This window comes from Acidimicrobiales bacterium (assembly GCA_041394265.1).
Taxonomy (GTDB): Bacteria; Actinomycetota; Acidimicrobiia; order Acidimicrobiales; family SZUA-35; genus JBBQUN01.
On the sequence record JAWKIO010000005.1, the window covers coordinates 2484721 to 2502346 of the forward strand.

General features: G+C 68.0%; 15 protein-coding genes. 5 read left to right on the plus strand and 10 right to left on the minus strand.

Annotated elements, in window-relative coordinates; translation table 11 throughout:
- Positions 1 to 110 precede the first annotated feature (110 nt).
- From rsgA to R2733_12200, 3 genes are read right to left on the minus strand one after another with little or no spacing between them, the layout of a single operon-like run.
- Positions 111 to 1217 (minus strand): ribosome small subunit-dependent GTPase A, encoded by a 1107-nt coding sequence (gene rsgA / locus R2733_12190; GenBank protein ID MEZ5377258.1) that lies wholly within the window; start codon positions 1215 to 1217, stop codon positions 111 to 113.
- 4 nt (positions 1218 to 1221) lie between these two features.
- The gene (locus R2733_12195) at positions 1222 to 3363 is read right to left on the minus strand and encodes a prolyl oligopeptidase family serine peptidase (protein MEZ5377259.1); all 2142 of its coding nucleotides are present in this window, start codon (positions 3361 to 3363) and stop codon (positions 1222 to 1224) included.
- Positions 3360 to 4760: a wax ester/triacylglycerol synthase family O-acyltransferase gene (locus R2733_12200; protein MEZ5377260.1), complete on the minus strand. Its 1401-nt coding sequence runs from the start codon at positions 4758 to 4760 to the stop codon at positions 3360 to 3362. Before R2733_12200 ends, R2733_12195 begins: the two co-directional genes overlap by 4 nt.
- Positions 4761 to 4888: 128 nt before the next feature.
- Here R2733_12200 and R2733_12205 point away from each other — a divergent pair, with 128 nt between their 5' ends.
- The 4 genes from R2733_12205 (at position 4889) to R2733_12220 (ending at position 9701) form a co-directional block, all read left to right on the plus strand.
- A complete protein-coding gene (locus R2733_12205) occupies positions 4889 to 5155 on the plus strand; it encodes a ferredoxin (GenBank protein MEZ5377261.1) in 267 nt (88 codons plus the stop codon).
- A gap of 208 nt (positions 5156 to 5363) precedes the next feature.
- Complete coding sequence (locus R2733_12210) at positions 5364 to 6323, plus strand: hypothetical protein (GenBank protein MEZ5377262.1); 960 nt, start codon at positions 5364 to 5366, stop codon at positions 6321 to 6323.
- Positions 6316 to 8529 (plus strand): transglycosylase domain-containing protein, encoded by a 2214-nt coding sequence (locus R2733_12215; protein ID MEZ5377263.1) that lies wholly within the window; start codon positions 6316 to 6318, stop codon positions 8527 to 8529. Before R2733_12210 ends, R2733_12215 begins: the two co-directional genes overlap by 8 nt.
- Positions 8526 to 9701, plus strand: a complete 1176-nt coding sequence (locus R2733_12220; GenBank protein ID MEZ5377264.1) for a serine protease — start codon at positions 8526 to 8528, stop codon at positions 9699 to 9701. The genes R2733_12215 and R2733_12220 overlap by 4 nt, the downstream gene beginning before the upstream one ends.
- A gap of 134 nt (positions 9702 to 9835) precedes the next feature.
- Here the strand turns inward: R2733_12220 and R2733_12225 are convergent, their stop codons facing one another.
- From R2733_12225 to R2733_12255, 7 genes are all read right to left on the minus strand, one after another.
- Positions 9836 to 10492 (minus strand): hypothetical protein, encoded by a 657-nt coding sequence (locus tag R2733_12225; protein ID MEZ5377265.1) that lies wholly within the window; start codon positions 10490 to 10492, stop codon positions 9836 to 9838.
- Positions 10489 to 11181: a hypothetical protein gene (locus tag R2733_12230; protein ID MEZ5377266.1), complete on the minus strand. Its 693-nt coding sequence runs from the start codon at positions 11179 to 11181 to the stop codon at positions 10489 to 10491. The genes R2733_12225 and R2733_12230 overlap by 4 nt, the downstream gene beginning before the upstream one ends.
- 136 nt (positions 11182 to 11317) lie before the next feature.
- Positions 11318 to 12304: a YihY/virulence factor BrkB family protein gene (locus tag R2733_12235; protein MEZ5377267.1), complete on the minus strand. Its 987-nt coding sequence runs from the start codon at positions 12302 to 12304 to the stop codon at positions 11318 to 11320.
- On the minus strand, positions 12301 to 12483 hold the full coding sequence (locus tag R2733_12240; GenBank protein MEZ5377268.1) for a hypothetical protein: 183 nt from the start codon (positions 12481 to 12483) through the stop codon (positions 12301 to 12303). Before R2733_12240 ends, R2733_12235 begins: the two co-directional genes overlap by 4 nt.
- A 67-nt stretch (positions 12484 to 12550) precedes the next feature.
- Complete coding sequence (locus tag R2733_12245) at positions 12551 to 13429, minus strand: LLM class F420-dependent oxidoreductase (GenBank protein ID MEZ5377269.1); 879 nt, start codon at positions 13427 to 13429, stop codon at positions 12551 to 12553.
- On the minus strand, positions 13426 to 14412 hold the full coding sequence (locus R2733_12250; GenBank protein MEZ5377270.1) for a GNAT family N-acetyltransferase: 987 nt from the start codon (positions 14410 to 14412) through the stop codon (positions 13426 to 13428). Before R2733_12250 ends, R2733_12245 begins: the two co-directional genes overlap by 4 nt.
- Positions 14413 to 14419: 7 nt before the next feature.
- On the minus strand, positions 14420 to 15964 hold the full coding sequence (locus R2733_12255; protein MEZ5377271.1) for a D-aminoacylase: 1545 nt from the start codon (positions 15962 to 15964) through the stop codon (positions 14420 to 14422).
- Between the two features lie 83 nt (positions 15965 to 16047).
- Here R2733_12255 and R2733_12260 point away from each other — a divergent pair, with 83 nt between their 5' ends.
- Positions 16048 to 17583: a right-handed parallel beta-helix repeat-containing protein gene (locus tag R2733_12260; protein MEZ5377272.1), complete on the plus strand. Its 1536-nt coding sequence runs from the start codon at positions 16048 to 16050 to the stop codon at positions 17581 to 17583.
- Positions 17584 to 17626: the final 43 nt, after the last annotated feature.

Here is a 17626-nt window from a genome sequence, read left to right on the forward strand (position 1 = left end):
GGAACACGAGCGCATCGGCGACGACGGCTCTGTCACATCACGGCGCTTGCCGCTGTCACAATCAGCGGCGTTTGCCGCTGTCACAATCAGCGGCGTTTGCCGCTGTCACATCAGCGGCGTTTGCCGCCGCGGCGCCCGCTTCGGCGTTTGCCCGCCTTCTGGGGGCGCTCGGCGTTCTTCTTGCGATCGACGTCGGCCCGGTCGCGGTGTTCGGAGCGTCGGCGGAAGTCCTCGAGCTGCTCCTCCTGTAGTGCCATCTCGGCCATCAGCTCGCGCCAGTGATCGAGGCGGCGTTCGGCGATCCGGCCGTCGCTGCGGGCTTCGCGCACACCGCACCCGGGCTCTCGCTGATGTTCACAGTCGCTGAAGCGGCAGTTGGCCCGGGCCTCGGTGATCTCGGCGAACGTCCGATCGATCCCGTCATACGCCTGCCACAGTCCGATCTCGCGGATGCCCGGCGTGTCGACGCCGATCCCGCCGCCCGGGAGGGGGATCAGGTCCCGAGTCACCGTGGTGTGCCGGCCCCGCTTGTCGGTCGCTCGGACCTGCGCCGTACGTTGCACCGTGCCGCCGGACAGCTCGTTGATGAGGGTCGACTTGCCGATTCCCGAGAGACCGAGGAGTGCGATGGTGCGGGTGTCGGTGAAATGTGCCCGCACGGCGTCGATGTTGCGACCGGTGATGGTCGAGATCGCGAGGGTCTGCACGCCGGGCGCGATGTTGCGAATGGACGCCACCGCCTCCTCGTGGTGCGCGACCTCATCGGCCTTGGTCAACAGCACCACGGGTGTGGCCCCGCTCTGCCACACGATGACCAGCTGGCGTTCGAGCCGGCGCAGGTTGATGGGCCGATCGAGCCCGTGCATCACGAAGACGTCGTCGATGTTGGCTGCCAGGACCTGAGGTTCGGGCACCCGGCCCGGTGCCCGCCGGGTCAGCTCGGTGGTTCGAGGGGCAATGGCGTTGATCGTTGGCTCGCCATCGGACACGTCAATCGTGACGAAGTCACCGGTGGCCGGTGCGATGCCGAGGTCGGTGCGAATCGAGCTCGACGCCGCCAGCACGGTGTCGTCGCCGGTGAACACGACCGAGAACCCACGACTGGCACGAGCGATACGTCCCCGAAGGTCGTGCTCGATGCCCTCGGCCCATGTGTCGTGTTCGGCGGTCCAGCCGAGTGACGGGAGGGACGGCGACGGTCGTTGCGGCGAGCTCACGGCATCAATCCACCGACTGGTCGGAGCGGAGATGACGATCGAGGAAGTCGAGCTGGAGACGCAACAGGTTCTCGGCGACGACCTCCTGCGGCGTCATGTGAGTGACTCCGGACAGCGGCAGGACCTGGTGAGGGCGACCGGCGGCGAGCAGCGCAGTCGACAGCTGCAGGCTGTGGGCTGCCACCACGTTGTCGTCGGCTAGCCCGTGGATGAGGAGGAGGGGTCGGTCGAGGAGATGGGCGTCGGCCATGAGATCGCAGCGCCGGTAGTGCTCGGGATGCTCGGCGGGCGTGCCCAGGTAGCGCTCGGTGTAATGGGTGTCGTAGAGACGCCAGTCGGTGACCGGCGCCCCGGCGACGGCGGCATGGATCCGGTCGGGCCGGCGAAGGGCGGCCAGCGCCGCCAGGTAGCCGCCGAACGACCATCCTCGGATACCGACTCGTTCGAGATCGAGGACTCCGAAGCGATCCGCTGCGGCGTCGAGCGCATCGATCTGGTCATCGAGGACCGGCGCCGCCAGATCGCCGGCGACGGCTCGCTCGAACACCGGCCCTCGACCTGGGGTGCCGCGGCCGTCGGTGACGAGCACGGCATATCCCTGGTCGGCGAACCACTGCGACACTGCGTGGGCGTTGTGGGTCTGCGTGACCCGTTGGGCGTGGGGGCCACCGTAGGGATCGAGCAGCACCGGCAGCTTCGACGAGCCGTCGTGATCGGCGGGGAGGAACAGCGCCGACGGGAGCGTTCGTCGTCCGGCGGCGAAGAACGACGGACGTGGTGTGACCACCGGTGGGGCACTGAGGTCGGCGATGAGGAGCGGCTCGGGGTGGCTCGGGCTGGCGACGGTGATCTCGACACCCGCGTGGCGTACCCGCTGCGCAAGCTGGACGACGGTGGATCCGCCCCGCACCACGGAGTACACACCGGGCTCGGTGTCGATCGACGGCAGCGTGTCGAGCGCACTGCCGTCGAGTGGCAGTTCGATCACGAACACACTCGACGGGTCATCGACCGAGACGGTGACCACCGCCACGTCGCCGTCTACTCGCAGGATCGATCGCACCTGCAGATGATCAGGTGAGACCGCTGTGCCGTCGACGACGAGCCGACGCGCGGTGTCGATGTCTTCGACGGTCAGCAGCCGGTCGCCGGCCCAGGTCGGCGCGCCGGGCACGAGCTCGACCCAGGTGGGGTCGGTGATGGTGTGCCGCACCGTTACCTCATGCTCCGGACCGACCTCGGCCAGCTCGACTCGGCGCTGGTCGCGGGTTTGGCGCACGATGAGCGGGGGGTGTCCCTTCGCCCAGAGCACGTTGGCGAGGTACTCGAACGACGTGTCCTCGCCCGTGTCCCAGTCGATCAGGCCGCTTGGTTCGACGGTGGGCCGGTCGCCGGTGCGCGTCACGGTGAAGCGCGCCAGTTCGACCGTGGCGTTGGTGGCCCCGGCGGCGGGGTAGCGGATCGATCGCGGGGCGCGATCGGGATGCGCCGGGTCGGCGATCCACCACACGGGGACGTCGTGTTCGGCGGTCCGTTGGGCAAGCAACTCGGTGCCGTCGGGCGACCACCACATCCCACGGGTGCGCGACATCTCTTCGCCGGCGATGAATTCGGCGCGTCCCCACGAGACGAGCGGATCGTCGTCGCCAGCCACGAGGACGGCTTCGCCGGTCCCGCTCGAGTCGACGATGAACAGGCTGGCACCGTCGGGACCGCCGACGAAGGCGATGTGATGCCCTGTGGGATCGATCACCGGGTCGAACACGCCGCCCGGCGTGGGTATCGGGGTGAGCGCGCCGGTGTCGACGTCGACGACGTAGAGGTCGCCTGCGAGCGTGAAGGCGGCGCGCTGCCCGGACTCGTCGAGTGAGTATGCGACGATGCCGCCCGCGCTCTCACGAGCCCGTTCGCGTCGTGCCAGTTCGGCCGGAGGCAGATCACCGTCGCCATCGAGCTGCTTCGGGTCGACGAGCATCTCGGTCTCGCCATTGGCCACGCGCAGCGCCCAGAGGCAGAGCACCGGATCGGTCGGCCCCTCGGAACGCAGGAAGAGCACCGTGTCGCCGGTGGGCGTCACACGGACGTTTCGAGGAGCGCCGAGGGTGAAGCGGCGGCTCGTTGCGTACTGCTGGGGGAAGTCGGTCATCGGGTGCGAGGGGATCGGCCACGGCAGCTGATCTGGAGCCGAGCGAGGGCCGAGACTAGCTCGCTGCCGAGGAGCCTCGCATCTGCAACGGCGTTCGGGTCGTAGTGAACGCCGAGGGCGGCGTCGTCGCAGAACGTGAGCATCGTGATGTTGCACGCCGTGCCGGCGACGGGCCCGAGGGGTGAGATCCACCGGACCGGCACCCCGGCCAACCACATCGGCATCGGTGGGCCCGGGAGGTTGCTGGTGGCGATGTCGATGCGACGTGCCTGGTCGATGGCTGCGGCGGCAGCGACCATCGGCGGGACGAACCCGGCGATCCGGCTCGCGGCATCGAGTCCGCCCTGATGTCGATCGATCGCCGCTCGTCGCTCAGCGACCTGTTGCTGCACGGCACGGAGTCGCTCGTCGGTTGACGCACCGGCGCCCGGGACGACGACGGCCGAGGGAATCACCGCGTTGTGAGCGTCGGGATCATCCTCGGTTCTGGTGCTCACGACCACGCTGGTGACGACGTGAGGAAGCTCCTCGCCGAGCGTCCGGTGGTAGCCGATGGCGGCCTCGGCGCACGCCGTCACGAACAGGTCATTGATGCTGCAGTCGCGGGCCGCCGCTTGTGTTCGGAGTTCGTCGAGCGGTGCGGTCAGGTGCAGTGAACGGCGGTTGCGCGAGCGCCGTTGCCACGCCGTGGATGCAGAGGCGGTCGTGTTTGCCCCGCCGACCAGCTGGGTTGCTGCGCCGAGCTCGTCGACGAGTTGGCGGGCTCGATCGGGTGAGCCCGCAGCACCGAGACCCTCGACGGCCAAGCCGAGGAGGCGTTCGACTCGCGAGCGGATCGCATCGGTGACGGCGTCCTTCGCCGAACTCGTGCCGCTGCCTGCGGCCCGCATCGCGGCATCGAGATCGACGGGCGGCCGTGGCGGGGCGTCGTCGGAGAAGTCGAACAGGTTCGCACCGAGGCGCAACATGCCCTGGCCGTCGGCGATGGCGTGGTCGGCCTTGATCACCAGTGCGGAGCGTCCGCGCCCGGCCCCGGTCAGGAGGGTCATCGACCAGGGAGGACGGGACCGATCGAACGGGTCGTCGATGAGACGGGTCGCCGCCGCCGTCACCTCGTCGATGCCCGCCCGGGCAGGGAGGCGGAGGATGCGGACGTGGTGCTCGAGGTCGAAGTCGGGGTCGGGCTCCCACTCCAGATCGGCCAGCGGGAGCGGAGGACTGGCGACGCGATGGTGGAGCGACTCGACGGCAAGGACGCTGTGGGCCATCGAGCGAACGAAGCGCTCGGTGTCGGGAGTTCCATCGAGCATCACGATCGACCCCATGGTCGACGCGAGCATCGGATGCTGTCCGAGCCGCCACATCAGGGCTTCGGCATCGTTGAGTCGTCGTCGCACCCGTCCCCCGTCTCTGCAGGTGGCCGACCTTCGGGTAAGATCACTCATCGGTGCCACCTCGGCGCCGATACCCAAGGTAGAGCGATCCGTTGGAGGTCGTTCGCCGAGATCGAAGAAGAAGGTGTCAAATGGTCAAGGTCTGGATCGACCAGGATCTCTGTACTGGCGATGGTCTGTGCGCCGAGATCGCCCCCGATGTGTTTTTCGGAATGGACGACGGCCTTTACTACGTGAAGGAATCGGCCTCGAACTTCGGGACCGAGAAGCTGTTCGACGGCACCAACAACCCCGCTGGTGCCGAGGGCATGGCCCGTGTGGCCGACGGTGGCCTCGACAGCGTGATCGAAGCCGCTGAAGAGTGCCCGGGCGAGTGCATCTTCATCGACGTCGACTGACGTCACCGCCACTGCACCACTGACGCCATCGCAGCGCTGACCTCACAGCAGCACTGACGTCACCGCAGGTCTGACTCCGACCCCGGCGGCATCGCCGGGGTCGGTGCGCGTCCAGGGGCCGGTTCGAGCTCGGCCCTCCGGCCCATGCGACCCACGCCCGTATGGGCCGAACGGCTCATGACCGGCTCCGAACGGCCGATGGACTCCGGTGAGAGCGATTCGGCTGGTGCTCGGTATGGCGTTGCTCGCCATGGTGGTCGCGGTGTGGCAGCGGCGCGACCCGATCATCGAGGCCTACACCGAGGAACGCGCGCCGGTGCAGTTCGAGTTCGATGGTCTCGACTTCGAGGTCTCACAGCAGGTGGACCTCGGGAGTTCGCCGCTGATCGTGCCAGCGGCACCCGACACCAAGAACGTGGTGCTCCCGACCCTGCTCGCGGCGGATTCGATCGCCGAAGCGACGCTGCCCAGTGGTTCGGTCGAGCTGTCCGGCGTCGTCACCGACGCACTCGGGCCGGTTCCCTTCGCCATCGTCCGGGTCGAGCATCATGCCGCCGGCTCCTCCGATGGGGCGCCGGTCGTCGCAACGCTCGACATCACCTGCGACGACGTCGGTCGCTGGCAACTGACCGGTGTCGGTGGTGGTCGCTGGCGAATCCGAGCCTTCGTCCCCGAGCAACTGGCGTCGGTGGCGCCAACGGTGCGTTTCGTCGCTGCCGACGAGAAGGCCGTCGTCGATCTGGCGGTGAGCGGGCCGGCACCCGGACTCGTGGTCGCCGCAAGTGCGCCGGCATCACGCGAGCTCGGACAAGCGGCAACGATCGGCGTGACCGTCGGTCGGCGACGAGTCGACGCCGACGGAATCGTCGTGGTCGATCCAGTGCCGGGGGTGCTCGTCGAGATGGCGCTCGGTGAGGGTCCCGCACGGGCAATCTCGGCGTTGACCGCCCCGACCGATGCCACCGGCATCGCTCGTTTCGGTGCGGTGTGCGAGACCGCCGGGTCGGCACCGGCTTCCTTCGTCGTGGCGCCGACGCTCGACGAGGTCACGCACTCGGCTGCGCTCCTCGAGTGTGTCGTGCCACCCCCGCCGCCCGACGACCTCGAGGATGGGCTCGCTGACGATGGCTCGGGATCCGCCGACGGACGGGCGGGAATCGATGGGTGAATCGAGCCGACTCGTTCGAGTGATCACCGGGCTGCTCCGCCTCACGGTGGCGGTGGTACTCACCATCGTCATCGTGCCTCCGGTGGCTGCCGCCGTCGGGATCACCGTCCTGCTCAAGGCACCTTTGCCCGGCGAGCTCCCAGATGAACGCCCCACCTTCGAGGCCGTGCCGTCTCGGGCGTACGATCGCGACGGCAACGAGATCGCGGTGTTCCGTGGCTTCGATCGAACGGTCGAGATCGAGCCGTCGGACGTACCACAAGTCCTGATCGACGCCGTCGTGGCCATCGAGGATCAGCGCTTCTACCAGCACAACGGTGTCGATTTCGAGGGCATCGCCCGAGCGGCACGCACGAACGTCGAAGTCGGCGGGGTCGCGCAGGGCGGCTCGACCATCACGCAGCAGTACGTCAAGAACACCTATCTCTCGGGCGAGCAGACCTTCGAACGCAAGGCTCGCGAAGCGCTGCTGGCGGTCGAGCTCGAACAGCAGATGACCAAGGACGAGATCATGTTCGCCTACCTCGAGACGTCGTACTACGGCGCCGGAGCGTACGGCATCGGTGCCGCGGCGGAGGTGTACTTCGCAAAGCCGGTCGACGAACTCGATCTTTCGGAGGCCGCCACCCTGGCCGGTGTCCTGCAATCCCCGACCCGCCTGTCGCCACGCGAAGACATCGAGGCGGCCGACGAGCGTCGCCGGCTGGTGCTGCAGGCGATGCTCGACCTCGACATGATCACCGTCGATCAGTACGAGCGCCAGGCCCGGCGTACCCTGTGGAGCGCCACCGATCCCACGCCCCCGAGCGGTCCGGTCACCGTGGTCGCCGCACCCCCGGCGAAGGGAGCGAGCAGCTACCCCTTCTTCGTCGACTGGGTCGAGGCCGAACTCCTCGATCGGCTCGGTCCGGACGCCCTCTACCGGGGCGGGCTCAGCATCTACACCACGATCGACCCGACGCTGCAGGCGGAGGGCGAGGCAGCCGTCGCCGCCCGGCTGGCCAACACCGAGTCCCCGATCGACATGTCGATGGTCTCGCTTGATCCTCGAACCGGCGAAGTGCTGGTGATGGTGGGCGGTCGAGACTACGCCGCGAGCCAGGTCAACCTGGCCACCGGGGGAAGCACCGGCTTCCAGCCCGGCAGCTCGTTCAAGCCGATCGTGCTGGCCGAGGCGTTCCGTCAGGGCATCCCCACCGATGCCCTACGCCCCGCCCCGGGAACGTGGGTCGTGCCCGGCTGCACCGGCAGCAAGTGCGCCATCACCAACTACGACGGCGCCGATCGAGGCGAGATCACCCTGCGAGACGCCACCATCTCGTCGGTCAATACGGTCTACGCCATGCTGATCGACGAGGTCTCGATCGCGGCGACTGCGGAACTTGCCAGTGACCTCGGTCTGTCCCGCATCGACCCCGCCGGTGACTACGGCCCGAGCCTGGCGCTCGGGTCGGCGGAGACCTCGCCGCTCGAGATGGCGTCGGCGTACGGCACCTTCGCCGATCGCGGGATCCGCTACGAACCCATCGGCATCCTTCGTGTGCTCGATGCCGACGGCCAGGTGCTGATCGACCAACAGAACCGACCGGGGATCCGTGTGCTCGACGCCAACGTTGCCGACTCGGTGTCCGATGTGCTCCAGGCTGTCGTCACGGATGGCACGGGCAAGGCAGCCGCCCTGCGGGACCGACCGGTCGCCGGCAAGACCGGAACGACACAGTCGTACTGGGCCGCCTGGTTCGTCGGCTACACCCCGTCGCTGTCGACGGCAGTGTGGATGGGACATACCGACGGGTTGGCGTCGCTCACGAATGTGAACGGCGTCGCCCGGGTCACGGGCGGCAGTCACCCGGCGATCGCCTTCGCCGACTTCATGAACGCAGCGCTGGCCGGCAGCCCGGTCGAGAGCTTCGTCGTTCCCCGCCCGATCACCGCACCCGCTTCTGACACCTACCGCCCTTTGGTCGAGCGGACCGTCGTCGCCGATCGCGACCAGCCGGCCGTCGTCGGCCCGGATTGCAGCGGGCCGTGTGAGCGCTCGCTGGTCCCGATCCCCGACATCGATGCCCCGCCACCGACGACGGCCCCGCCCCCCACGACCTCGTCCACCGTCGTGCCGACGACACCCGGCGCAACGTCTCCGACCTCCACACCGTCGACGTCCACCACGACGGCCTCGCCTGATGCACAAGGAAGCAACGGATGACCTCGTCACCCAGCACCAAGCAAGCGAAGCGCCGCCAGGTCTCCGACCGGGCCGCCCGTACCACCTCGGTCGACCGGCCGGCGCCGTCGACCCGCAAGGCGCCGATCTCGTCGCCCGATCGTTGGTCGTTCCTCGGCCGCCAAGGTCGCACGGCCGCTGGTGGCGTGGCGCCGATGCTCCGGCCCCCGAACCGATGGCAGCAGTGGCGCCTCCGGCGAACCTGGGCACCCCGTGGGTTCGTGCCGATGAGTCCCGGACGGGAGAAGCGACGCCACCGGATCCTGCCGCGGACCGTGATCGGCACCTCGACCATGTTGTTGTCGTTTGCTGTCGGCGTCGGAGCTTCTGGCGCGGCGTTCTATGCGTACTACGACAACCGGCTCGCCGAGAACGAACGCCAGATCACGAGTTTCGTCGAGGGGTTCGACGAGCAGTTCAGCGATGCCACCGGCGCACTCGAGGAGGCGCGTTCGTCGTCGATCGAGGACATCCGGGGCGAGCTCGGCGCACTGTCGGAGTTCGCCTCCGACGCCCGCGGCGTGATCGAGTTGCCGGCGCTGGTCGGGCCTTCGGTCTGGACCGTCGAGACACTCGACGACGCCGGCGCCACGACCACCGGTTCGGCGTTCGCCGTGACCGGACACAACGGCGGCACGGCGCTCGTGACGAGCCTCAGCGTGGTGCGCGCCTCGACGGTTGCTCCGTCCCCGACGATCACGCTCGTGAAGGGGGATGAGCGAGTGACGGCCACGCTGTGGGCGTGGGACGAAGCCCACGACCTCGCGCTCCTCGTCACGACCCAGCCCATCGAACCCTTGACGCTCGCCGATCCGGCAACTCAGGTGGCCGCGCTCGGCGGACGGGTCTTCGCCGTGAGCGGCATCGGTGGCCAGGGTGCGACCGCCACGCCGGGCGTCCTGGTCGATCGATCGGCACAGGGACTCCAGCACACGGCGCCGCTCGGCACGTTCTTCGTCGGCGGTCCGCTGGTCGACGGCGAGGGTCGGGTGCTCGGAATGGCCTCGATGACCTATCAGCCGCTCGGGATCTCGGGAGGCGCCGTCGCCCAGAGCCCTGATGTCGCCGCGATGTGTTCGACCCTGTTGACCTGTGACGACACCACCGCCGGTCGAGCACCCACCGTCACCAAGGGCAGCGAGACCGAGGGCTGAGCCGAGCCGAACCGGCGCGGCGGCCCGGACGCGTCATCGCCGCCCGGAGGTGCTCCGGACGGCGATGCTCGACGCGAGCCCAAGGGAACTGGGCGTGCGGTTCGGGCTCGGGAGGGCCCGAACCTCTCGATGGTCTAGCGACCGTTGTCGTTCGTGGCGACGACGTCCCAGGTCATCGTGGACTGATCGGTGAGGTTGGCGGGGAGCATGCCGGCCTCGATCAGCGTGGCGACTCGCAGCTCCTCGTTCGGAGCGAGGGTCACGTCGCTGGTGAGCGGCTGGGTGGGCGTGCCGCTGGAGTCGACGACGAGCGGCTGCGCCGTCCAGTTCGCCGTGTTGTCGGTTGGGTAGCCGAGCGAGATCGTCGAGTCGAGCGGGGTGGCCGTCGAGCTGATGTAGACCTCGGCGTAGCGGTCGGCCCAGCCGCTTCCCTGCGAACCGCTCATCCGGAGATGCACGGCCAGCGGGATGTCACAGGTGTTCTGGATGCGGGCGACGTCGTTGTAGATCACTCGGTCACCCTGCATACCGATGACGCTGACGCGGTCTTCGAGGATGTCGACGCGGCTGTTGTTGACTGCGCTGCTGGCGAAGTCGACGCTGGCGCCGGCGGGATCGGAGTAGCTGCCGACATCGCTGCCGGCCTTGGTCACCAGGCAGGTGCTGACGATGTCGACATCGGCAGCCATGTAGCTCTGGATCATCATCGAGGCGAACGCCGGGGTGGCGAACACGGTCATGGCGGTGGCGGCCATCGCCGTCCGCCGGGAGATACGTCCTTTGGTGGTCATCGTGGAATTCGCTTTCCTTGCTCAGTTGCTTGGGTTGGGGAGAGTGCGCGCTCGACTCGCGTCGGTCGAGCGGGCGATTCGGCCGGGGCCGACTGGTGACCTGTGGGTCGGAACCCCAGGTAGATCACGGTGGCGGCGACGACGCCGGCCATGGTTTGCGCGTAGATCCAGGTGTCGATCACGGGCGGGTTCATGAGATGGCGGATGTACTGGTAGGCGAGCAGCAGCCCGCTCATCAGCAGCGCGGTGGCCCGCCCGTCGACCACTTGGATGTTCTTGCGCCAGAACGCGAGCGTGGCCATCGACCGCACCGTTCCGAGGAGCACGGTGGCGGCGGTCGAGTAGGTCGTGACTTTGATGAACTCCGTGAGTCCGCCCCGGAGCTCGATGTAGGGCAGCACCTTGGCCCAGACCTTGATGCTCACGGCCACGCCGAGGTAGTTGGCGATCATCACCGACGCAACGATCTGCACGAGGAAGAAGAACACGGCCGTACCCAGCATCGAGTACAGGAAGTCGGTGTAGTCGTCGTCGTCCCGCTGCAGCACGGCGATGCGTTCGGCGCGCTTCGCCTGCGCTTCGGCCTGGAGTTCGGCCTCGGTCTTGGTCAGGCGGTAGTGGACCGGGCGCGTGCGACGGGCAGGGACGGGCACAGCGCTGTGGCGTTGCTTCTCCTGGCTCGGTCGCATGCCACTGCCATCGGCACACCGGTGGCGGGGCTGATGAAACTCAAGCGGGATTCAAGTGAAATGAGTCGTTGGACCCATACTGATGCGCAGCAGCCTTCCGAGCGATCCTCGGTGCCGTCGCCGTGGCCGTCTCTGTTCAGTCGCCCTTGCCGAGGAACATGATGGCGGCCAGGCCGGCGATCGCCGTGCCGAGCTTGACCGGTTCGACCTGCTTCAACGCCTCGGTCTTCTGGCTGAGCAGGCTGGAGCCGCGGCTCGACGGGTCGAGGTCTTCGCCCTCGTAGGTGGCATTGACCTCGGCGCCGATGATCACGGCGATGGCGCACAGCTGGAAGAAGATGATGAGGGCCGCGATCGAGCCGAGCACTCCGTAGCTGGGAGGCATGCCGCCGGCAGAGGAGACGTAGAAGGAGAACAGCCCGGCGAAGAGCATGAAGGCGATCGTGCCGGCGATGGCCCCGGGGTTCCACCACGGGGTCTTGTGATCGCGATCCGGGCTGTAGCGGTAGAGGAAGGTGAGCGCGCCGGCGAAGAGAGCGGCGAGGAGCGGGAACCGCAAGATGTTGAGGAGCAGCTTGGTCGGTCCCGACAGGCCGATCTCGCTCATCACGGCCGGTAGTGCGCCCAGGAGGAACACGAGCAGGGCAACGCCCACGATGCCGCCCAGTGTGAACAGGTAGGCGATGCCTCGTACCTTCCAGCCCTTGCGCCGTTCGATGGTGGCGTACGCCATGCTGATCGACAGCATCAGCTTCTGGACGGCGCCGGACGCGGCCCAAAGGGCGAGCACGATGCCCGACACGAGGGCGAAGATCCCCCCGCCGCCCTTGGCGCTGTCGACGATGCCCTCGAGCTGGGAGCCGATCAGCTCGGCGGTGTCGGGGTCCATCCGCTCGGACAGGCTCTTGATCTGGTCGGCGATCTGGTCGGGATCGGTGACGAGACCGTAGATCGTGACCAGGGCGATCAGTGTGGGCACCATGGCGAGCACGCCGTAGAAGGCGATGCCGGCACACATGATGACGACGTTGTGGGCCTTGATGCGCACCAGCAGGTGCTTGCCCATTTCGACCAGCGACGGGTTTGCCGGCGGGGCGGTCTCGGCAACGACGGCGGCGGTCACTGCTGATCCTCGAATTCGACGATGTGGGCACCGGTGCGGTCGCGAGCTTGCTCACCCCCGACCCGCACCCCCTTGGCGCGGAACTTCGGCTGGGGGAAGTTGAGTCGATCGATCACCACGGCGATCAGGCCGAGGAGCAGGCCGGCACCGGCCAGGAGCAGCACGGATTGTTGCGTCATGAGGTCGCCTCGCAGTTGTGTCGGGTCGAGCGGCTCGACGGCCTCGGTGCCGCCGAGTCGTTCGCCATCAGAGTAGAGCGCCGGCGAGCTCTCTCCAGGCTTCGGTGGGAATCGCGGTCGGATCTTTCTGGAGCACCTGGACACAGACATGGCTGGCCCCGGCGTCGAGGTGGTCTTGTACCCGCTTTGCCACGGTGTCGACCGTGCCCCACACCGTGATGGCGTCGACCACTCGATCCGAAGCGCTGGTGATCTCCTCCTCGGAGTAGCCGAGGCGGATCAGGTTGTTCGCGTAGTTGGGCAGGCCCAGGTAGACCGCCATGTGCTTGCGGGCGATCTCGCGGGCGGCGGTCGGATCGGTCTCGAGCACCACCATCTGCTCGGTGGCGACGATCTTGTCGGGCCCGACGGCCTCGCGGGCGATCGCCGTGTGCTCGACCGGGACGAAATACGGGTGGCAGCCGTCGGCCATGGTGGCCGACAGTTCGAGCATCTTCGGGCCCAGGGCGGCGAGGACCCGCGACGGCGGCTCGGCGGGCTCGACACCCTTGAACATCGACGCGTCCATCCGCTCCAGGTAGGTCCGCATGGTGCTGAGCGGCTTGGAGTAGTCGTGCTTGCGGACCCACTCGGTGAGGGTGTGGTGGCTCACACCGAGGCCCAGGAGGAACCGGCCGTCGTAGGCCTCGTTCAGGGTCTTCGACGCATTGGCGGTGGTCATGGCGTCTCGGGCCCAGATCGAGGCGATGCCGGTGGCGACCTTCAACTGCGAGGTGGCTTCGAGCATCACCGATGCCGAGACGAATGGATCTCGTGACACCGTCTCGGGAATCCACAGGGTGGGCCACCCCATCGCCTCCACCTCGGCCACGGCTTCTCGCACCGCTCCGCTCGGTTGTGCGTCGAGGACGCCCTGCCAGATACCAACTTTTCCGATGTCGATCACGGGTGCCGAACGTAGCCGGTGACGTCGCGACGTACCACAAGCATCACCGAGGTCATCGAGCGGTCGGCCATTCGCTGCTTGTAGGCCATGTCCATCCCCATGTCGTAGGTGGCGATGCCCTCGGCGGCCATGCGGTGCAGCTCGTGGCGTTGGAGGAGGTGCCCAAGCGACAGTGAACCGGCCTCGGCGGCATAGCTGAGCTGGAGGCCCCGGTAGCGATGGTCGCGCACGCCACCGAGGATGTAGCCGACGTCCGATCCATGCATCGTGGCGACCACCGCCCGCGCTCGTCCGGCGCCCTGGAGGCGCTGCGACATCACGCGGTAGAACTCGCTCATCTCGGGGCTGGTGATGCCGTCGCCCTGGGCGCCCTTCCAACTCGTTCGTTCGATTGCGTGGATGCGGTCGAAGAGGTCGGGGGCGTCATCGACGATCTCGAAATCGAGACCGACGTCTCGGCCACGGCGCTGCGCATTGCGGAGGTTGCGCCGGAACTTGGGGCTGCGTCGCTCCAGCCAGGCCGTCGCCCCGTCCTCGAGGTCGATGATCTGGCGGGTGATGCCTTCTTGCAGGCCGACGTCGCCCAACACGGCGAGCGACCGGGCGATCCTCATCACGGTGTCGCGCGCCGGAGGGAGTCCCGGGAGCGCGAGCGTGTCCCAGTCGGTGTCGTCGAGGAGTTCGGCCGCCAGTTCGGCGGCGACGGCCCCCTGGTCCCTGCCGAGCAGGGGAGCGGCGAACCCCCAGAGCGGCTCGAGCCCCGCGATCATCGATCGTCCTTCGGACGTCGGGTAGCGCGCGAGCAGGGCGAAGCCCGATGGCGCCTCCCGGAGGATCGGCGTGGCGCTCGGCGCGAAGGCGAGGTGCACGGGGACGATCCAGTCGAGCGCCGAGCACCACGGATCGATGCCGGCCGTTGCCTCGATCGCACGATCGATGTCGTCGGAGCGTGCCAGGAGTTGGTCGAGGCTGAGCGGGCGCACGAACGCGTCAGGCGCTGCCGGCGGGGGCGGTCTCGGCGGCCGTTTCGGTTGTCGCGACGCCGCCGCGGCGCAGCACGCGACCCGGCCGGTCGCCGGTGTGCACACCGTCGGCGACGACTGGCCGGCCCGCCACCCAGACCCCGACGATCCCTTCGGGCACGTGCTGGGGGTCGTCGAAGGTGCCGACGTCGATGATGGCGCTGGCGTCGAAGGCGACCAGATCGGCGATGGCGCCAGGTCGGATGACGCCGCGGTCGGTGAGCCCGAACACTTCGGCAGACCGACCGGTCATCCGGTGGACCGCCTCGGCCAGCCCGAGCACGCCGAGATCGCGGCTGTAGTGCCCGAGTACGCGGGCGAAGGTGCCGTAGAGACGGGGATGTGGCCGGCCTTCGAGGGTCGGCAGCCCGTCGGAGCCGATCATGATCCCATCGGCGGCGAGGATGGTCTGGACGTCGTCCTCGCTCATCGAGTGCAAGATGATGGTGGTGCGGAGGTCGGTGGCCACGACATGGTCGGCGGCGTCGGCGGCGTCCATCCCGAGTTCCTCGGCGATCGAGGCGATCGACCGCCCTTCCCACGCCGGTGCGTTGGGGCAACTGGCAACGACGAGATCGTCGCCGGTCACCCCGCCGAAGGAGTTGTCTGGATCACGCAAGGTGCCCTGACCGACGATGGCCGACAGCACGGTGCTCCCTGCGGTGTAGGGGTACTGGTCGGCGGCAACGGAAAGGCCTTCGGCGTTCGCCGCCTCGATCTGGCGGATGGCGTGTGCGGCCGTACCCCAGTTGCGCCGGCCCGTTCGTTTCAGGTGGCTGATCACCACCGGTGCGCCGCTGCGTCGGCCGATCTCGATCGCCTCGTCGATCGCTTCGGCGTGCAGGTCGGCCTCGTTGCGAAGATGGCTCGTGTAGATCCCGCCGGCCTCGGCCACGGTCGTCGCCAGCTCGACGAGTTCGTCGGTGGTCGAGTGGTTGCCCGGTTCGTAGATGAGCCCGGTCGACATCCCGAGGCACCCGGCGTCGAGTCCTTCGGTCAGGATCGCCTGCATCTCCTCCAACTGATCGAGCGTGGGTTCGGCGTCGGAGCGGCCCATGACGGCCGCCCGGATGGTGCCGTGCCCCATCAGCGCCGCGACATTGACCGACGGCGGCGAGGACTCGAGCAGCTCGAAATAGCCGCGGAATCCGTCCCAGTCAGGCAGCTCGGCATCGGGATGGAACGATTGCGCCACCCGAGTGGCCTGTCGGTGCGGAGCAGCACCCATCCCGCAATTGCCGACGATGCAGGTGGTGACCCCGCCGCACACCTTGAACGCCATGTCGGGATGCAGCAGCACGGCGAAGTCATCGTGGGTGTGGGTGTCGATGAACCCGGGTGACAGGCAGAGCCCCGTGAGGTCGACCTCGGGCGCTCCGTGACCGTCGACCGATTGGCCGACCTCGACGATTCGGTCGCCGGCGATGGCGACGTCGGCGAGGACCGGTGGTGCACCGGTGCCGTCGTACACCGTGGCTCCCCGGAGCACCAGGGTGATATCGGGTGGCGTCATGACCGCAACGCTAGACACGAGACCGACCGAAGGGCCACCACGATCGCCAGTACCCTGATGGCTCGGCGAAACGAAGGACGTGCGTGGGACCAACAGACGATCGGAAGACCCGCATTGCGCAACTGATGGCGCGGCGAGACCTCTGGATGCTGTGGGTCGGTGTTGCCATGATCCTGCTCGCCGGGGCGGTGGTGCTGCTCACCCGAGGTGGCGACGGTGGTGGTGAGCCGGTCGCCGACGCCACCACGTCGGTGCCGACCACCGAGTCGACCGACGATTCGTCGGCCGACACCACGACGACCAGCGAGGCACCCCGCGAGCCCGTGGTGTACGTGTCGCCCGACGGAAGCGATACCGCTGCCGGCCAGACCGCCGACACGGCAGTGGCCTCACTCGAGCAGGCGTTCGCCGTTGCCGTTCCCGGTGACGAGATCCGATTGCTCCCCGGTACCTACCCGTTCACACAACTCGAAGGGGTCGGAGGCACGGCCGAGGCTCCGATCTCGGTCACGGCGCCCGACGGTGGTGTCGTCTTCGATCCCCAGACCGTCGACACCTCCGACTCGCTGTCGATGACCTCGGTGCAGTTCATCGACTTCTCCGGCTTCACCGTGCGAGGCGGGATCCACGGCACCTACATCAAGGCCTCCAACAACCTGACCTTCACCGACATGCGTTGGGAAGATGTCGGACAGGAGGCGGTCCAGATCAACGAGGGCAGCACCGACATGCTGTTCGAGAACTGCGTGATCGATCGGACCGGGATTCGACCCGGCGACCTCGAGGGCACGCCGTACTCGAACTACGGCGAGGGCTTCTACCTGGGCGCCGACAGCGGGGTCGATCCCGTTGCCCGGGTGACGATTCGCAACTGCGAGATCGCCAACACGACCGCCGAGGCCATCGACGTCAAGCCGGGAGCGTTCGACATCGTGATCGAGGGCAACCTGGTGCACGACATCACCACTGCCAACTCGGGCGCCATCGTGGCCGGTCAGGTCTACCTGGCCGTCATCCCGCACTTCGACGCCAACATCATCATCCGCAACAACACGATCTGGAACGTGACCGCCACCTCACAGTTCCAGGACGGCAATGCCATCAACGTCAACACTCCGTCGCTCATCTACAACAACGTGATGTGGAACCTGGAGCATCGCGGGATCCTCGTCGAGTCGAAGTTCGAGAACCGCGACGCCACGCTGGTCCGGATCTACAACAACACGATCTTCGATGCCGGGCTCGTCCCGATCGAGATCCGCCAGGGCGACAATCCCGCAGACGCCCAACTGGTGAACAACATCGGCTCGACCCTCGATGGCAACATCGCGGCCTCCGCCGATCTGTTCGTCGACGCCGCCGCCGGCGACTTCCGCCTGGCCGAGGGATCGGCGGCGATCGACGCCGGCGTCGAGATCGCAGAGTTCGCCGAGGATCGTGACGGAACCCCGCGCCCCCAGGGCGGCGGATGGGACATGGGTGCCTACGAAGCCGATGCTGCGCTGTCGCCGACCACGGCCGCCGCGCCGTCGACCACCACTGTGCCGTCGACCACCACTGTGCCGTCGACCACCGCCACGACGCCGGCGAGCACCTCGTCGTCGACAACGAGCCCCTGATACCGCCCCATGACACCACCGGCACCGCGTGCCGGACAGGAAT